The organism is Novosphingobium sp. GW821-FHT09E05 (assembly GCF_059416165.1).
In genome coordinates this window covers 1,528,502-1,544,042 of record NZ_JBWKOQ010000001.1, presented here as the reverse complement: position 1 = coordinate 1,544,042, position 15,541 = coordinate 1,528,502, and the positions used below count along the sequence as shown (strand labels likewise).

Sequence of the window (15,541 nt, the reverse complement as noted above, 5' to 3'; positions counted from 1 at the left end):
GACGAGGCTATGTGCCGATGGGGCGGCGGTTGGCAAGGCTGGGCAGCTGCGCCCGAACCTGCGCGGTGCGGGCGGGGTCAACCTCGACGAATCCGAGGCCGGCCTTGCCTCCGTCGTCGGCGCCGCCCATGTCGAGCAGCACATCGCCCCAAGGGTCGATCGCCAGCGAATGGCCGTAGGTTTCGCGGCCGTCCTCATGACATCCCACCTGGGCGGCAGAGAGCACGTAGGCGCTGGCCTCCACCGCTCTGGCACGTTGCAGGAGGTGCCAATGGGCCTGGCCGGTCGGGACGGTGAAGGCGGCAGGGATCGCGATCACATCGCACCGTGCCTGCCCAAGCGCCTCGAACAAGGCCGGGAAGCGCACATCGTAGCAGATCGCAAGTCCCAGGCGGCCGAGCGGCGTCTCCACCGTTACGACTTCACCGCCAGCGGCATAGGCGTTGGACTCGCGCCAACTTTCGCCGGTCGCAAGGTCGACATCGAACATGTGCATCTTGTCGTAGCGCGCGCGGATTTCGCCCAGGTCGTCGATGACGAACGCGCGGTTGGCCCACTTGCCGTCGTCGCGTACGATCGCCAGCGAGCCGAGATGAACCCATACCCCCTCGCGCCGCGCAGCCTCGCGCACGGCCGAAAGCACCACGTCCGCCGGTTCCGTGCGGATGGAGGCGCTGCCACGCTCGCGCTTGCGGTCGAGCAGCCCGGACATCTCCGGCGTGAACAGCATGGCCGCGCCGCCGACGCGCGCCTGCGCGACCGCCGCCCCGATCGTGGCAGCGTTCGCCTGCGGGTCGATTCCCGTCGTCATCTGGAGCAATGCAGCGCGGACCATTTGCATCAGAGTCCCAGGATCGGGTCCAGCTTGCCCTCGCGGTCAAGCGCGCTGATGTCGTCGTATCCGCCATAGGCCTTGTCGTCGACGAGCACTTGCGGGACGGTCGCGGCGCCGGGCACCCGCGCCACCATCTCTGCGCGCTTGGGGCCGCCCGTGGTCACATCGTATTCCTCGTAAGACACGCCCTTGCCGTCCAGCAGCGATTTGGCGGCGACGCAGTAGGGGCAGCCCCACTTGGTGTAGATCTCGATCCTGGGCTGGCTCATGCTTGGTTCCTTTCGGCCGTTGCGGCTGAGAGTTGCGACCCTTGAAGAATGCCCCATGCGGGGCTGGCCTTGAAAGGGCCGGCGGCTACCATATCTAGGAACGCGAGTCATGGCCCGCCATGGGGATGACTCGATCGACGAGGCGCCGGTTGACGGGCCTCGGCTTACGAAGATTGCTCATCAGAGGATTTTTGTCATGAACCGCATCGATTTTTCGCCTTACCGCCGCACCATGGTCGGTTTCGACCGTTTGTTCGACATGATCGAAAACCAGGGCCGCGCCAATCCAGGCGACAAGTACCCCCCCTTCAACATCGAGCGCCGGGGCGCCGATGCCTATCGCATCACCCTCGCCGTAGCCGGCTTCAAGCCCGCCGACATCGACATCACCGCGCAGGCAAACCTGCTGGTGGTCAAGGGCCAGAAGCCCGACGAGATGGCTGACGGCGAATACCTGCACGTCGGCATCGCCCAGCGCGGGTTCGAGCGCCGTTTCGAACTGGCGGACTACGTCCGCGTTGACGGCGCCGACCTCGCCGACGGCCTGCTCGTGATAGATCTCGTGCGCGAGGTTCCCGAGGCGATGAAGCCCAAGAAGGTCGCCATCGGTGGCAACCGGCTGACCGTGGTCGATGGCGACGCCGGCGAAGAAACCGCCGCAGCCTGATTTCCTCCGGGCGCGCTCCGGTTCCCTCGGGGGTGCGCCTGGAAAATCTGCGTGGTACGATGGGGCGGTCCGGGATGCCAGGCCGCCCCTTTTGCGTGTCTGGTTGCAACCGGCGCACCCATAGCGCCGAAGAAATCGCTGGCTCCTCCCCCGGCCCGCCATTAGCCGCTGAGGCATGAGTGTGTCCGCATGACCGCGATCCTCGGGATCGTCCTGCCCGTCTTCGCCCTGATATTCGCCGGCTGGCTGGTGCGGCGCATTGGCGTCATGGGACCGCAGGCCACGACCGAACTCAATCGCTTCGTTGTGTACCTCGCCCTGCCCGCGCTGCTGTTCGACATCGTCTCGGGATCGAGCTGGCGGCAGTTGTGGCAGCCTGCTTTCGTTGCCGTGTTCATGCTGAGCACCGGCGGGGTATTCGCGCTGGCAGTGCTGCTCCATGCCCGGCGTTCTGGATTCGACGCGGACGGGCCGGTGTCTGGGCTCGCCGCAGCCTATCCCAACACTGGTTATCTTGGTTTTCCGCTGTTGCTCGCGGCGCTTGGTCCGTCGAGCAATACTTTGACGCTGATCTCGACGATCATCACCGCCTGCGTCCTGTTCGGCGGCGCGATCGTGCTGATCGAGATCCGGCTCCATATCGGGAGCCATCCGCTGAGCGTGCTGGCCAAAGTGGCGAAGTCGCTGGCGAGGAACCCGCTGATCGTCGCGCCCATCATTGCGGTATTCTTTCCGGCAACCGGGCTGGAAGTGCCCCATCCGGCACAGGTGTTCCTCAAGCTTCTGGGAGCTGCCGCCTCACCTTGTGCGCTGGTTGGGCTTGGACTGTTTCTCGCGCAGGAGCGGCCGAAACAAGGGGGCCGTCTGGGCAGACAGGCGGCCGGCATGGTGGCGCTCAAGCTGCTCGTCCATCCCGCGTTGGCGTGGCTGCTGGCGACGACGCTGTTTCCGCTTCCGGCCCCTGCCCGTCACGCCGCCATTTTGCTGGCGATGCTGCCTACCGGTACCGGGCCGTTCATGCTGGCCGAGTTCTACGGACGCGAGGCCGGGGTTACCGCCCGGACCATCCTCGTCTCAACCGTGCTTTCGATAGCGACGATCTCGGCCTATCTGGCGGTCATCAGCTGAGTCTCGGCATATGTGGTGAGCCGCGCCTTGAACTCCCCGCGCAGGTCTTCATCGATCCAGGCGGCGTCGAAAGCATTGCGGCTGACCGTGACGAGGTCCTGCGGGCCGAAGCCGGCGAGTTCGTGTGCCATCAGCATGTTCTCGTTGATGTACTTGCCTTCCATATAGGCCGGGTCATCCGAATTGAGCGTCAGCCGCAGGCCAAGGTCGAGCATGGCGCGGGCGATCGACTGGTTTTCGCCGGGGCGCATCATCTCGTTGGCGTAGGGGCAGACGGTGAAGAACAAGCCCTTCTCCTTCGCCCTAGCGACGAGTTCGGGGCGGTCGAGCAGATTGGCGCCGTGGTCGATGCGCTCGACGCCGATGTCCTCGATGGCCTGGCGGATGTGCTCGTGGGTGTTCACCTGGTCGACGTCGCAGTGCATGGTGAGACGGAAACCCTCCTCGCGGCCGCGTCGGAAGATGGCGGCGAACTTGGCGGGCGGGTTGTCCTTCTCATCGGAATCGAGGCCGAGCCCCACGATCAGGTGCTTGTAGGGTAGCGCCATCTCGAACACGGCCATGGCACTTTCCGCACTGCGTTCTCGCACGAAGCACATGATGAGTTGCGAGCGGATGCCGAAATCGCGCTCGGCTTCCAGGCGGCCGCGGGTCAGGCCTTCGATCATCGCGGAGAAGGGTACGCCGCGGTCGGTGTGCTGCTGGGGATCGAAGAACATCTCGGCATAGAGCACGTTCTGCGAGGCGACCTTTTTCAGGTAAGCATAGACAAGGTCTCGAAAATCGGCCTCCTGATGGAGTACGAAGCTGCCTTCGTAGAAGATGGTCAGGAAGCTCGGCAGGTCGTGGTAGACGTAGCTGGCGCGCATTTCCTCGACGTCGGCATAAGGCAGATCGACCTTGTTGCGGGCGGCCAGTTCGAACTTCAGCTCGGCTTCGAGCGTGCCTTCGAGGTGGACGTGAAGCTCGGCCTTGGGCAGGCCCGCGATGAACTCGGCGATCGATTGCACGGCGTCTCCTTGGCGGGCGCGCGGGTCATGGGCAGCGCGCCCGGCGGAAGAGTAACAAAAATCCGGCGCGCCGGAAGGAGGCATTTCGCAAGTGCGGAAAAACCGCCTTGAAAGTCTTGTTAGTTGATGAAGTACATGCACGCGGTAGCAGCGGCCGGCCATGTAGGAAAATCGTCGGTGCAGCGCGACCGCAACCCAGCCTTCTCCTCCTTCGTCATCCGGAACTTGTTTCAGGATGAAGGAGGAGAAGCCGCGGGTGCGCGCTCTTTCCTATTGCGGGGACAGCGCCACCACGCTGCCTTCGCGTGCTGAAATCAGGGCAGCGTGCACGACTTCCTGCACCAGCAGAACTTCGTGCAGACCGGCAGGCGCCGGTCCCGTGCCGAGGCAGGCGTGCGCCATCATCGCGTAGAAGCGTTGCTGCGAACCTCTCGGCGCGATGATCTCACGGCTCCCGCCCTCGCCGTCGAAGTACACCAGCGGATCGGCATCGATGCCCCATTGAGGGTCACCGGGCCGCAGTCCCGCGACTGACTGCGCTTCCTGCGGATCGAGGTGCTGCTTGACCAGCGAGCCGTCGGTGCCGTGGACGCGGAAGCGCGGTTCCCCGCCGGCCACGCACATGCCCGCATGCAGGATCACGCGCTTGTCGGGGTAGCGCAGGACGACATGCGCCCAGTCGGACGCGCCGCTGCCATCCCGCAAGCTCGCGATGTCGGCGCTGACCGCCTCGGGGCGGCCGAACAGCAGGAGCGCCTGGTCGGCAAGGTGCGGGCCGAGGTCGTACCACACGCCCGAGCCGGCGCTGCCGTCCTCGCGCCACCGGTCGCGGACCTGCGGGCGGAAGCGGTCGAAGTGCGATTCGAAATGGACGACGCGGCCGATCAGACCCCGCTCGATCGCGTCGCGCACGGCGAGGAAGTCGGTGTCCCAGCGCCGGTTGTGGAAGACGCTGAGGACGAGGCCCCGCTCCTGCGCCAGCGCGGCCAGCGAGTGCGCGTCGGCAAGGTCCAGCGTGAAAGGCTTCTCGACGACGACGTGCTTGCCCGCCTCCAGCACCTGCCTCGCGATGGCGGCATGGGTGGCGCTGGGGGTGGCGACGACCACCAGCCCGATCGCCGGGTCGGCCAGCAGCGTCTCGACGTCGGGCACGATCGCCACGCCCTCGACCGGCGCCACCGCGCCCGGCTTGCGGGCGACCACGGCTTTGAGTTCGAGGTCGTCGCAGTCCTTGATGTAGGGCGCGTGGAAGACCCGCGTCGCCATCCCATTACCGATGATGCCGACGCCGATCCTGCTCATGACTGCTACCTCAGACCAGACGCGCCTGGCGCAGCGCGGCGGCGACGAAGCCGGAGAACAGCGGGTGCGGGTCGAACGGGCGCGACTTCAGTTCCGGGTGGAACTGCACGCCGACGAACCACGGATGGTCCGGACGCTCGACGATCTCGGGCAGCAGGCCGTCGGGCGACATGCCCGAGAAGATCAGGCCATTGCCTTCCAGCGCCTCGCGGTACGAGCCGTTGACCTCGTAGCGGTGGCGGTGGCGCTCGCTGATCTCGGTCGCGTTGTAGATCGAGGCGACATGGCTGTTGGGCGAGAGCGCGGCCGGGTAGGCACCGACACGCATGGTGCCGCCCAGGTCGCCGCCCTCGGCTCGGGTCTGGAGGCCGTCGCTGGTCATCCATTCGGTGATGATGCCGACGACGGGTTCCTCGGTCGGGCCGAATTCGGTCGAGCTGGCCTTGGCGATGCCGGCCGAGCGGGCGCCCTCGATGCAGGCCATTTGCATGCCGAGGCAGATGCCGAAGAACGGCACGCCGCGTTCACGCGCGAAGCGGACCGAGGCGATCTTCCCCTCGGTCCCGCGCTCGCCGAAGCCGCCGGGGACGAGGATGCCGTGCATCGGTTCGAGCGCGGCGGCGATCTCGGAATCTTCCTTCTCGAAGATCTCCGCGTCGATCCAGCGCACGTTGACCTTGACGCGGTTGGCCATGCCACCGTGGACCAGCGCCTCGTTGAGCGACTTGTAGGCGTCCTGGAGGCCGATGTACTTGCCGACGACGCCGATGGTCACTTCGCCCTCGGGGTGCTCGTAGCGATCGGTGATGTCGTCCCAGCGGCCCAGCACCGGCGCCTTGGCCTCTTCGGTCAGACCGAAGTGGTGGAGCACCTCGGCGTCGAGGCCTTCGCGGTGATACTGCAGCGGGACGGCGTAGATGTTAGGTGCGTCGAGCGCCTGGATGACCGCCTGCGGGCGCACGTTGCAGAACAGCGCTATCTTGCGGCGCTCGCCCTCGGGCAGTTCGCGGTCGCAGCGGCACAGTAGGATGTCGGGCTGGATGCCCAAGCCCGTCAGTTCGCGCACCGAGTGCTGCGTGGGCTTGGTCTTCAGCTCGCCGGCGGCGGCGATGTAGGGGACCAGGGTGACGTGGACGAAGCAGGTCTGCTCGCGCCCCAGTTCGTTGCGCAGCTGGCGCATCGCCTCAACGAAGGGCAGGCCCTCGATGTCGCCGACGGTGCCGCCGATCTCGCAGAGTACGAAGTCGAGGTCCTCGGTCTCGGCAAGGGCGAAGTCCTTGATCGCGTCGGTGACGTGCGGGATCACCTGTACAGTTGCGCCGAGGTAGTCGCCGCGGCGCTCCTTGGCGATGATGTCGCGGTAGATGCGGCCCGAGGTGATGTTGTCCGCCTGGCGCGCCGAGACGCCGGTGAAGCGCTCGTAGTGGCCAAGGTCGAGGTCGGTCTCGGCGCCGTCGTCGGTGACGTAGACCTCGCCGTGCTGGTAGGGGCTCATCGTGCCCGGATCGACGTTCAGGTACGGATCGAACTTGCGGATGCGGACCTTGTAGCCGCGCGCCTGCAGCAGTGCCGCGAGGCTTGCCGCCATCAAACCCTTGCCCAGCGAGGAGACCACGCCGCCGGTAATGAAAATGTGCCGCGCCATGGGAGTCGGGCCTTAAATTGCATGGGGGCCCTCAGGCAAGCGCCCGGAGCCTCAATCCACAGGTCAAACACAAGGAAAAGCCGTCTGACAGCGCCAGACGGCATTCCGATTACGGTGAAGCGCTTAAAAGCGCCTCAAGGGCTACTGCTTGGCAGCACCCGAAAGCGGATCGGCCGGAACCGAGTCGGCGGGAACCGGCTGCGTGGCCGCCGGGTTCGTCGCCGGAGTCGCGGCGGGGTTGGCGGAGCCAGCGAGCGGATCGGCCGGCTGGACCGGAGCGGTCGGCGAGGTGCTGCGCTCGAGCGAGGTGTCGATGTCGCGGCCGGTGGTCTCGTTGACCGCCATCGCGGCGAGCACGATGCTCAGAACCACGAAAAGCGTCGCCAGAACCGAGGTCGCGCGGGTCAGGAAGTTGGCGGCGCCGCGCGCCGACATGAGGCCCGATGGGCTGCCGCCGACACCGAGGCCACCGCCTTCGGACTTCTGCACCAGGATGACACCCACGAGCAGAGCGGCGACCAGCGCCTGGACCACGGTCAGGAAAAGGAACATTGTCGTTTCAGCCTTCTGGCGGGGTGCGTGCCCGCATCGTTCTGCCCGCGCAGATAGGCGCTGGCGCGCCCACGCGCAACCCGTGAGCTTGGTAATGGTGTCCCGACGGCGCGGGCGGACCTCAACGGCCCCGCCCGCACGCATCGGGAAATGCTCAGTCGGCGGCCAGCGAGGCTGCGGCGCCGACGATGGCGAGGAAGCTCTCGGCCGTGAGGCTGGCGCCGCCCACCAGGGCGCCGCCGACATCGGGGATCGCCAGCAGTTCGGATGCGTTGTCCGCCTTGACCGAACCGCCGTAGAGAATGCGCACGTCCGCGCCGGCCGACCCGAAGATGGCGACGAGCTGAGCGCGAATCGACTTGTGCATCGCGGCCACGTCCTCGACCGAAGGAACGCGGCCGGTTCCGATCGCCCAGACCGGCTCGTAGGCGACCGAGAGCTTCTCCGCCGCCCCGTCGGTGCCCGGGCACGAGCCCTGGAGCTGCGCGCCGACGACCGCTTCGGCGTCCCCGGCATCGCGCTGGGCTTCGGTCTCGCCCACGCAGAGGATGACCGCGAGGCCGGCCGAAAGCGCCGCCTCCGCCTTGGCCTTCACGTCCGCATCGCTCTCGGAGTGATACTCGCGGCGCTCCGAGTGGCCGACGATGGTGAAATCGGCGCCCGCATCCTTGAGCATTACTGCGGAGACATCGCCGGTGAACGCTCCGTTGTCCTTGGCGTGGCAGTCCTGCCCTCCCACACCGATCACCTCCGCCGCATCGCGCACGCGGTAGAGCAGGGTCGCCGGCGGCGCGATCCCGACCTGCACCTTGGGAAAGCGTGCGGCCGAACGATCGATGGCGCGCGCCTCGTTGAGCATCGCGCGCGTGCCGTTCATTTTCCAGTTTCCGACGATGTAAGGCAGTGCAGCCATTTGAATCCCTTGATCAAATACTGGCGAACCTCGGTAAAGTGCCCCGCGGGTCCCCATCGCCCGGTCCCCTCGCCGTGATCGCGGCCGAGGGAATCAGGTCGTCTCTGTTGCGGCGCAGCTAGGCCAGCGCGCCCCGGCTTGTCAAAAATTCATCCGTCGTTCAGCGCGACGGTCCCCCACTATCTCCATAATGCCACAGGCTCCGGCGAGCGCCAGCGACAGTTTGGCCCGCCACTTCTGTTTTGCCTGCCGCTCGCGCTATGCGGCATTGCAGGATGGGCCAAGCCCCCCTAAAGCCAGCGCCCGTTTCATAGACGAAAGTCGGGGCTAGTTCCCGGCTTCGCAGGCAATCGCTGATCGGTCCGGTTCATGCTCAATTTCTTCCGTTCGTTCCTCAAGTCCAAGGTCGGCGCCATCGTCGGCCTGCTGGTGCTGGGGGTCATCGCGATCGCTTTCGCCAGCGGTGACATCGCGGGCTTCAACAGCTCCTCGGGCGTCGCAGGCAACTCGGTCGCCAAGGTCGGCGGTGAAAGCGTGAGCGCCGAGATGCTGGACCAGGGCGCCAAGCGCTCGCTCGAACGCGTGCGCCAGCAGAACCCGAACGTCACGATGAAGATGCTGCTCGAACAGGGCGGTCTCGAGCAGGTCCTGAACGAACTGATCGACCGTACCGCGCTGTTCGCCTTCGGCACCGGCAATGGCGTCACCATCAGCGACCGTCTGGTCGATAGCGAACTCGCGCAGATCCCCGGCTTCCAGGGCGTCGACGGCAAGTTCGACCAGGCCGTGTTCCGCCAGGCGCTCGCCCAGCAGCGGATATCCGAGCCGGCCCTGCGCGACGACATCCGCGAGAGCCTCGTCGCCCGCGAACTGATCGTGCCCGCGCAGATCGGCTCGGTCATGTCGGAATATGCGGCGAAGCGTTACGCCGCGCTTCTCGACGAGACCCGCAGCGGCACCGTGATCGCCCTGCCCTCGATGCTGTTCACGCCCGCCGGGCCGCCGACCGATGCCCAGCTTTCCGCCTTCTACAAGACCCATTCCAGCCAGTTCGTCCGTCCCGAGCGCCGCACGATCCGGTACGCGATCCTGAGCGCGGATTCGCTCAAGTCCGTCCCCGCGCCGACCGACGCCGAGATCGCCGCCCGCTACGAGGCGAACAAGGCCACTTACGCTGCGCAGGACAACCGCAAGATCACCCAGCTGATCGTGCCGACCGAAGCCGCCGCCAAGGCGGTCCTCGCCGAACTCCAGGGCGGCAAGACGCTCGAAGTCGCCGCGCGCGAAAAGGGCCTCTCGGCCGCGCCGCTGGAATTCTTCAGCCGCGAGCAGCTTTCCACCCAGTTCTCGCCCGCCGTGTCGCAGGCGGTGTTCGCCGCGCCCGTCGGCAAGCTCGCCGTCCCGCAGAAGAGCGTACTGGGCTGGCACGTCATCCGCGTCGACGCGGAGCAGAAGACCCCGGCCCGCGCGCTCGCCGACGTGAAGGCTGAACTGACCACGCAGGTCGCGGAGGAGAAGCGCCGCAAGGCCTTCACCGACACGCTGGCGAACATCGAGGAGCAGTTCTCGGGCGGCGCCAACCTCAACGAAGTCGTCAAGTCGGTAGGCGGCCAAGTCCAGCAGACCCAGCCCGTCACCGCTGACGGCGGCGTCTACATGAAGCCGGGCGAGGTTCTTCCCGCCGAACTGAAGCCCGTGCTCGCCACCGCGTTCTCGATGGACCAGGAGCAGCCGCAGGTCGCCGAGGTCGAGCGGGGCAAGAGCTTCGCTATCTTCGATGTCACCCAGATCACCCCGTCCGCGCCCGCTCCGCTCGCCCAGATCAAGGACGACGTGAAACTGGCCTGGGCCATCGACGCCGGCTCCAAGGCGGCCAAGGTGGCGGCGCTGCGCATGCAGGCCGAAATCCGCAAGGGCCGCACGCTGGAGCAGGTCATGGCCGCGTCGGGCAAGAAGCTGCCCCCGCCACAGCAGGTCGCCATGTCGCGCCCCACGCTCGCCGCCGCGCTTAACGCCGGCCGTGAGGTACCGCCGCCGGTCTCGCTGATGTTCCACATGTCCAAGGGCACGGTGAAGGTGCAGGCCGCCGCCAGCGACCGCGGCTGGTTCGTGGTCCAGCTCAAGGATATCGTGCCGGGCAAGGTCGAATCCGCCGATCTCGTTAAGGGCACCCGCACCGAACTGGGCCAGCAGCTGGGCCAGGCCTATGCCGACGCGCTCGGCAAGGCCGTCCGCAAGGAAGTCGGCGTCAAGCGTAATGCGGCGGCGATCAAGTCCGTGCGCGAGCAGCTCGCCGGCACCGCGTCCGCGAACTGAGAACCCGAGGCAAAAGGCAGGACATGGAGCGCGAATCGGATCGTTCGGCGGCATTGGCGCAGCTTGCGAAAGGTGAGCCTGCGCTGGTGTGGCGGCGCCTCGTGGCCGACACCGAGACCCCGGTCGGCGCCGCGCTCAAGCTGTTCGAGGACGGCCGCGGCGACTTCCTCCTCGAATCGGTCGAGGGCGGCGAGACGCGCGGGCGCTACAGCCTGATCGGCCTCGATCCCGACCTCGTGTTCCGCGCCAGCGGCCCCTCGTGCGAGATCAACCGCCACTGGCAGGCCGACCGCGAGGCGTTCTCCGCGCTCGAGGGCGACAGCCTCGCCGAACTGCGCGCGCTCGTCGAAAGCTGCCGCTGCGAGGTTCCGGCAGAGCTGCCCCGCGCCCTCGCCTGCCTCGTCGGCTACTTCGGCTACGAGACGATCGGCCTCGTCGAGAAGCTGCCGCGCGCGCCGCAGAGCCCGCTCGAACTGCCCGACATGCTGTTCGTGCGCCCCTCGCTGATCCTGATCTTCGACCGGCTTTCCGACGAACTGTTCTGCGTCGCCCCGGTCTGGCCGACCCGCACCAGCCCGATGCAGGCCGTGCTGGGGGCCGCCGAGCGCATCGACGAAGCCCTGCGCCGCCTCGCCGCGCCCGCTCCCGCCTCAGCCGCCCCGGCCGACCTGCCCGAGCCGGTGCAGGTCCCGGTCATGGCGCCCGAGGACTACAAGGCCATGGCTCTCCGGGCCAAGGACTACATCGAGGCGGGCGACATCTTCCAGGTCGTGCTGGCCCAGCGCTTCACCTGCGACTTCCCGCTGCCGCCGCTGGCGCTCTACCGCTCGCTGCGCCGGATCAACCCGTCGCCGTTCCTCTATTTCCTCGACCTGCCCGGCTTCGCGCTGATCGGCTCGAGCCCCGAGATCCTGGTCCGGGTGCGCGACGGCGAGGTCACCATCCGTCCGATCGCCGGCACCCGCCCGCGCGGCAAGACCGCGGTCGAGGACAAGGCCAACGAAGTCGCCCTGCTCGCCGACCCCAAGGAACGCGCCGAGCACCTGATGCTGCTCGACCTCGGCCGCAACGACGTCGGCCGTGTGGCAGAAGCCGGCACCGTCGAGGTGACCGACAGCTACACGATCGAGCGCTACAGCCACGTCATGCATATCGTCTCGAACGTGGTCGGCCGGCTCGACACCGCGCACCACGACGCGATCGACGCGGTGCTCGCCGGCTTCCCCGCCGGCACCGTCTCGGGCGCCCCCAAGGTCCGCGCCTGCGAGGTGATCGCCGAGCTCGAACCCGAGACGCGCGGCCCCTACGCCGGCGGCGTCGGTTACTTCGCACCCGACGGCTCGGTCGACAGCTGCATCGTCCTGCGCACCGGCCTGCTCAAGGGCGGCGTGCTCCACGTCCAGGCGGGCGCCGGCATCGTCGCCGACAGCGACCCCGAATACGAACTGCGCGAATGCCAGGCCAAGAGCGGCGCGCTGTTCGCGGCGGCACGCGAAGCGGTGCGGGTAGCGGGGGAACCCGGGTTCGGGCAGTGATTCGAGTTGAGACCGCCTGCGGTTTCCTTCACGGCGATACACATGGCTTTGCCTCCTACCTTCGTCATTCCCGCGAAGGCGGGAACCCATCTGACGTTCGCTCATGTTGAACCGGCATCAGCTGGGCCCCCGCCTTCGCGGGGATGACGGAAAATGGGTGTGCGTCGGTGCCCTGCTCGCCAGCACAGCCCTGCTTCTCGCCGCCTGTTCCTCCGACCCCGCGCCCAAGCCCGAGGCCCCGCCCCCGCCGCCCTGCGAAGGCGCGACGTTCGAGGGGGCGAGCTTCACGCACTGCACCGCCGTTCCCGGCCGCCACGTCATCCACACCGTTCTCGGCCCCAAGGACGGCGCGCCCTATCGCAGCCTGTCGCAGCTGGCGGTCGGCCGTCCGGATAAGAGCCACGCGGTCGCCTTCGCCACCAACGGCGGCATGTTCGACGCCGCCGGCTACCCGATCGGCTACTACGTCGAGGAAGGCGAGCGCCGCCATGCGCTGAACACCAAGGCGGGCTGGGGCAATTTCCACCTGCTCCCCAACGGCGTGTTCTACGGCGACGCCAAAGGCCACTGGCGCGTGAGCACGGCGCAGGACTTCGAGAAGACCGTCACCGACCGCCCCGACTTCGGCACCCAGTCCGGCCCGATGCTGGTCATCGCCGGCAAGCTCCACCCGAAGATCGACGCCAGCACCGACGAAAAGGGCAAGTCGCTCAAGCTGCGCAACGGCGTCGGCGTCGACGCGCAAGGCCGCGCCCACTTCGTCATTTCCGACGAGCCGGTGTCGTTCGGCAAGCTCGCCCGCTACTTCCGCGACGGGCTCAGGTGCACCAACGCCCTGTTCCTCGACGGCAGCGTATCCTCGCTGTGGGACCCCGAACATGGCCGCGTCGATGGCGGTCCCCCGCTCGGCCCCTTGATCGTCGTCGAAAAAAGCGCAAAGGCGAAGACATGATCCTCGTCATCGACAATTACGACAGCTTCACCTGGAACCTCGTCCACTACGTCATGGAACTGGGCGCGGAAGTCCAGGTCGTGCGTAACGACGCGCTGAGCGTGGGCCTGGCGATGGAGATGGACCCGCAGGGCTTCCTCGTATCGCCCGGCCCCTGCACCCCCAACGAGGCGGGCATCAGCCTCGATCTTGTGGGCGCGGCAGCGAAGGCGGGCATTCCGCTGCTCGGCGTGTGCCTGGGCCACCAGTCGATCGGCCAGCACTTCGGCGGCAAGGTCGTGCGCGGCGGGCTGATGCACGGCAAGACCTCGACCATCACCCACGACGGCACCGGCCTGTTCCAGGACGTGCCCTCGCCGATGAAGGCCGCGCGCTACCACTCGCTGATTGTCGAGAACATTCCCGAGACACTCGTCGTCAACGCCCGCTCGGACGACGGCCACGTCATGGGCTTCCGCCATGTCGAACTGCCGATCCACGGCGTCCAGTTCCACCCCGAGAGCATCGCCACCCAGCACGGCCACGCGATGCTGGCGAACTTCCTGCGCCTCTGCGGCATCGACGCCCGCCTCCCCGACCGCGTCGTCGCCGCCCCGAAGGCCGCATGACCCTCCCCGACCCGCTGCACCCCGTCGCCGAAGACGAAGCCGAGGCCGCCTTCTCCGCGATCCTCGACGGCGAAGTGCCCGAAGCCGCGATCGCCGACTTCCTCGTCGCGCTGTCCGACCGGGGCGAAACCGCGAGCGAGATCGCCGGGGCCGCGCGCGCCATGCGTGCCCGCATGATCCCGGTGAACGCCCCCGCCAATGCCATCGACGTCTGCGGCACCGGCGGCGACGGCTTCCACACGCTCAACGTCTCGACCGCCGTGTCGCTGGTGGTGGCCGCCGCCGGCGTCCCCGTCGCCAAGCACGGCAACCGCGCCGCCAGCTCCAAGGCCGGTGCCGCCGACACCCTCGAGGCCCTCGGCCTCGACCTCGACCGCGCGGTCGAGACCGCCGAATCGACGCTGTCCGAGATCGGTATCGGCTTCCTCTTCGCCGCCCGCCACCACCCGACGATGGGGCGGCTCATGCCGCTGCGCAAAGCGCTCGGCCGGCGCACGATCTTCAACCTCATGGGTCCGCTCGCCAATCCCGCGCAGGTCTCGCGCCAGCTCGTCGGCATCGCCCGCCCCGCCTACGTGCCGATCTACGCCGAGGCCCTGCTGCGGCTCGGCACCGAGCATTCGATGGTGATCTCGGGCGACGAAGGACTCGACGAACTGAGCCTCGCGGGCGGCAACGAAGTGGCCGACGTGCGCGGGGGCGAACTGTTCATGCGCCGCGTCAGCCCGCAGGACGCCGGCCTGCCGCTCGCGCCCGTCGACGCCATCCGCGGCGGCGACCCCGCCTACAACGCCGAAGCGCTGCGCCGCCTGCTGATGGGCGAGCCCGGCGCCTACCGCGACGCCGTCCTGCTCAACGCCGCCGCCGCCCTGATGGTCGCGGGCGAGGTGGAGAGCTGGGTCGAAGGCGTCGAGGAAGCCGCCGAAACCATCGACAAGGGGCTTGCCAAGGCCCTGCTCGACTGCTGGATCGCCGCGACGCGCGCCTGAGAGAACAAGCATGACCGACAAGCTCACCGAGATCTGCTACACCAAGCGCGAGGAAGTCGCCGCGCGCAAGGGCGTCGCCACGATCAACGACCTCGACGCGATCGCCGCCGAGCAGACCGCCCCGCGCGGGTTCGAGGCGGCCTTGCGCGCCAGGGCCGAAATCGGCTTCGCGCTTATCGCCGAGATCAAGAAGGCCAGCCCCTCCAAGGGCCTGATCCGCCCAGATTTCCGCCCCGGTGAACACGCCTTGGCCTATGAAAAGGGGGGGGCGGCCTGCCTCTCCGTCCTCACCGACGCGCCCTATTTCCAAGGTCATGAAGACTATCTCATGGATGCCCGAGCAGCCTGTGGCCTGCCCGTCATCCGAAAGGATTTCATGGTTGATCCCTGGCAGGTCGCGGAATCCCGCGCGATCGGTGCCGATGCCATCCTCATCATCGTCGCCGCGCTCGAAGACGGGCTGATGAAAGAACTTGAGGCTGCAGCCCATGAGCGCGGAATGGACTGCCTCGTCGAAGTTCACAATGAACTTGAACTCGATCGTGCAAGGCTTTTGAAATCAAGGTTGATTGGCGTCAACAATCGCGATCTCAAGCGCTTTGTTACCGATGTCGGAACGACCGAACGCCTCGCCCCGCTGGCTCCGGAAGGCACCCTGCTGGTCAGCGAAAGCGGCATCAACGTCCATGCCGATCTCCAACGCCTCTCGGACTGCGGGGCCCGGACGTTCCTCGTCGGCGAGAGCCTGATGCGCCAGGGCGATGTCGAAGCAGCGACGCGGGCCTTGCTCGGCGGCGGCTGAGCCCGGGCTTGGACATGC

At 67.4% G+C, this 15,541-nt stretch carries 15 protein-coding genes; 8 read left to right on the top strand and 7 right to left on the bottom strand.

The window, feature by feature from the left end:
• Positions 1-7 precede the first annotated feature (7 nt).
• The gene (locus AC07M9_RS07295; RefSeq protein WP_494883900.1) at positions 8-835 is read right to left on the bottom strand and encodes a carbon-nitrogen hydrolase family protein; all 828 of its coding nucleotides are present in this window, start codon (positions 833-835) and stop codon (positions 8-10) included.
• A 5-nt stretch (positions 836-840) separates the two neighbouring features.
• The gene (grxC, locus tag AC07M9_RS07290; protein ID WP_494882572.1) at positions 841-1,104 is read right to left on the bottom strand and encodes a glutaredoxin 3; all 264 of its coding nucleotides are present in this window, start codon (positions 1,102-1,104) and stop codon (positions 841-843) included.
• Between the two features lie 196 nt (positions 1,105-1,300).
• Between grxC and AC07M9_RS07285 the strand changes: the two genes are divergently transcribed.
• Together AC07M9_RS07285 and AC07M9_RS07280 are read left to right on the top strand one after the other, a co-directional pair.
• Positions 1,301-1,771, top strand: coding sequence for an Hsp20 family protein (locus tag AC07M9_RS07285; RefSeq protein ID WP_494882571.1), 471 nt, complete (start codon positions 1,301-1,303; stop codon positions 1,769-1,771).
• Positions 1,772-1,960: 189 nt separating this feature from the next.
• Complete coding sequence (locus AC07M9_RS07280; RefSeq protein WP_494882569.1) at positions 1,961-2,899, top strand: AEC family transporter; 939 nt, start codon at positions 1,961-1,963, stop codon at positions 2,897-2,899.
• Here AC07M9_RS07280 and add read toward each other — a convergent pair.
• From add to tpiA, 5 genes are all read right to left on the bottom strand, one after another.
• Complete coding sequence (gene add / locus AC07M9_RS07275) at positions 2,878-3,909, bottom strand: adenosine deaminase (RefSeq protein ID WP_494882568.1); 1,032 nt, start codon at positions 3,907-3,909, stop codon at positions 2,878-2,880. The two genes, AC07M9_RS07280 and add, sit on opposite strands and share 22 nt — an antisense overlap.
• A 270-nt stretch (positions 3,910-4,179) precedes the next feature.
• On the bottom strand, positions 4,180-5,211 hold the full coding sequence (locus AC07M9_RS07270; RefSeq protein WP_494882567.1) for an oxidoreductase: 1,032 nt from the start codon (positions 5,209-5,211) through the stop codon (positions 4,180-4,182).
• A gap of 10 nt (positions 5,212-5,221) precedes the next feature.
• Entirely contained in the window at positions 5,222-6,856 is a 1,635-nt protein-coding gene (gene pyrG / locus AC07M9_RS07265; RefSeq protein WP_494882566.1) for a CTP synthase, read from the bottom strand.
• Between the two features lie 141 nt (positions 6,857-6,997).
• Positions 6,998-7,408 carry a preprotein translocase subunit SecG gene (secG, locus tag AC07M9_RS07260; protein WP_494882564.1) on the bottom strand — a complete coding sequence of 137 codons (411 nt, stop codon included), beginning with the start codon at positions 7,406-7,408 and terminating at the stop codon, positions 6,998-7,000.
• A 154-nt stretch (positions 7,409-7,562) separates the two neighbouring features.
• Entirely contained in the window at positions 7,563-8,321 is a 759-nt protein-coding gene (gene tpiA / locus AC07M9_RS07255) for a triose-phosphate isomerase (protein WP_494882562.1), read from the bottom strand.
• Between the two features lie 369 nt (positions 8,322-8,690).
• On the opposite strand from tpiA, the gene AC07M9_RS07250 reads away from it, so the two are divergent.
• The 6 genes from AC07M9_RS07250 (at position 8,691) to trpC (ending at position 15,523) form a co-directional block, all read left to right on the top strand.
• Positions 8,691-10,637, top strand: a complete 1,947-nt coding sequence (locus AC07M9_RS07250) for a peptidylprolyl isomerase (RefSeq protein WP_494882560.1) — start codon at positions 8,691-8,693, stop codon at positions 10,635-10,637.
• Between the two features lie 23 nt (positions 10,638-10,660).
• Entirely contained in the window at positions 10,661-12,172 is a 1,512-nt protein-coding gene (locus AC07M9_RS07245) for an anthranilate synthase component I family protein (RefSeq protein ID WP_494882558.1), read from the top strand.
• A gap of 157 nt (positions 12,173-12,329) precedes the next feature.
• Positions 12,330-13,124, top strand: a complete 795-nt coding sequence (locus AC07M9_RS07240; RefSeq protein WP_494882556.1) for a phosphodiester glycosidase family protein — start codon at positions 12,330-12,332, stop codon at positions 13,122-13,124.
• Entirely contained in the window at positions 13,121-13,732 is a 612-nt protein-coding gene (locus AC07M9_RS07235) for an anthranilate synthase component II (RefSeq protein WP_494882554.1), read from the top strand. The genes AC07M9_RS07240 and AC07M9_RS07235 overlap by 4 nt, the downstream gene beginning before the upstream one ends.
• Positions 13,729-14,721, top strand: coding sequence for an anthranilate phosphoribosyltransferase (trpD, locus tag AC07M9_RS07230; RefSeq protein ID WP_494882552.1), 993 nt, complete (start codon positions 13,729-13,731; stop codon positions 14,719-14,721). Before AC07M9_RS07235 ends, trpD begins: the two co-directional genes overlap by 4 nt.
• Before the next feature lie 10 nt (positions 14,722-14,731).
• A complete protein-coding gene (gene trpC / locus AC07M9_RS07225) occupies positions 14,732-15,523 on the top strand; it encodes an indole-3-glycerol phosphate synthase TrpC (protein ID WP_494882550.1) in 792 nt (263 codons plus the stop codon).
• Positions 15,524-15,541: the final 18 nt, after the last annotated feature.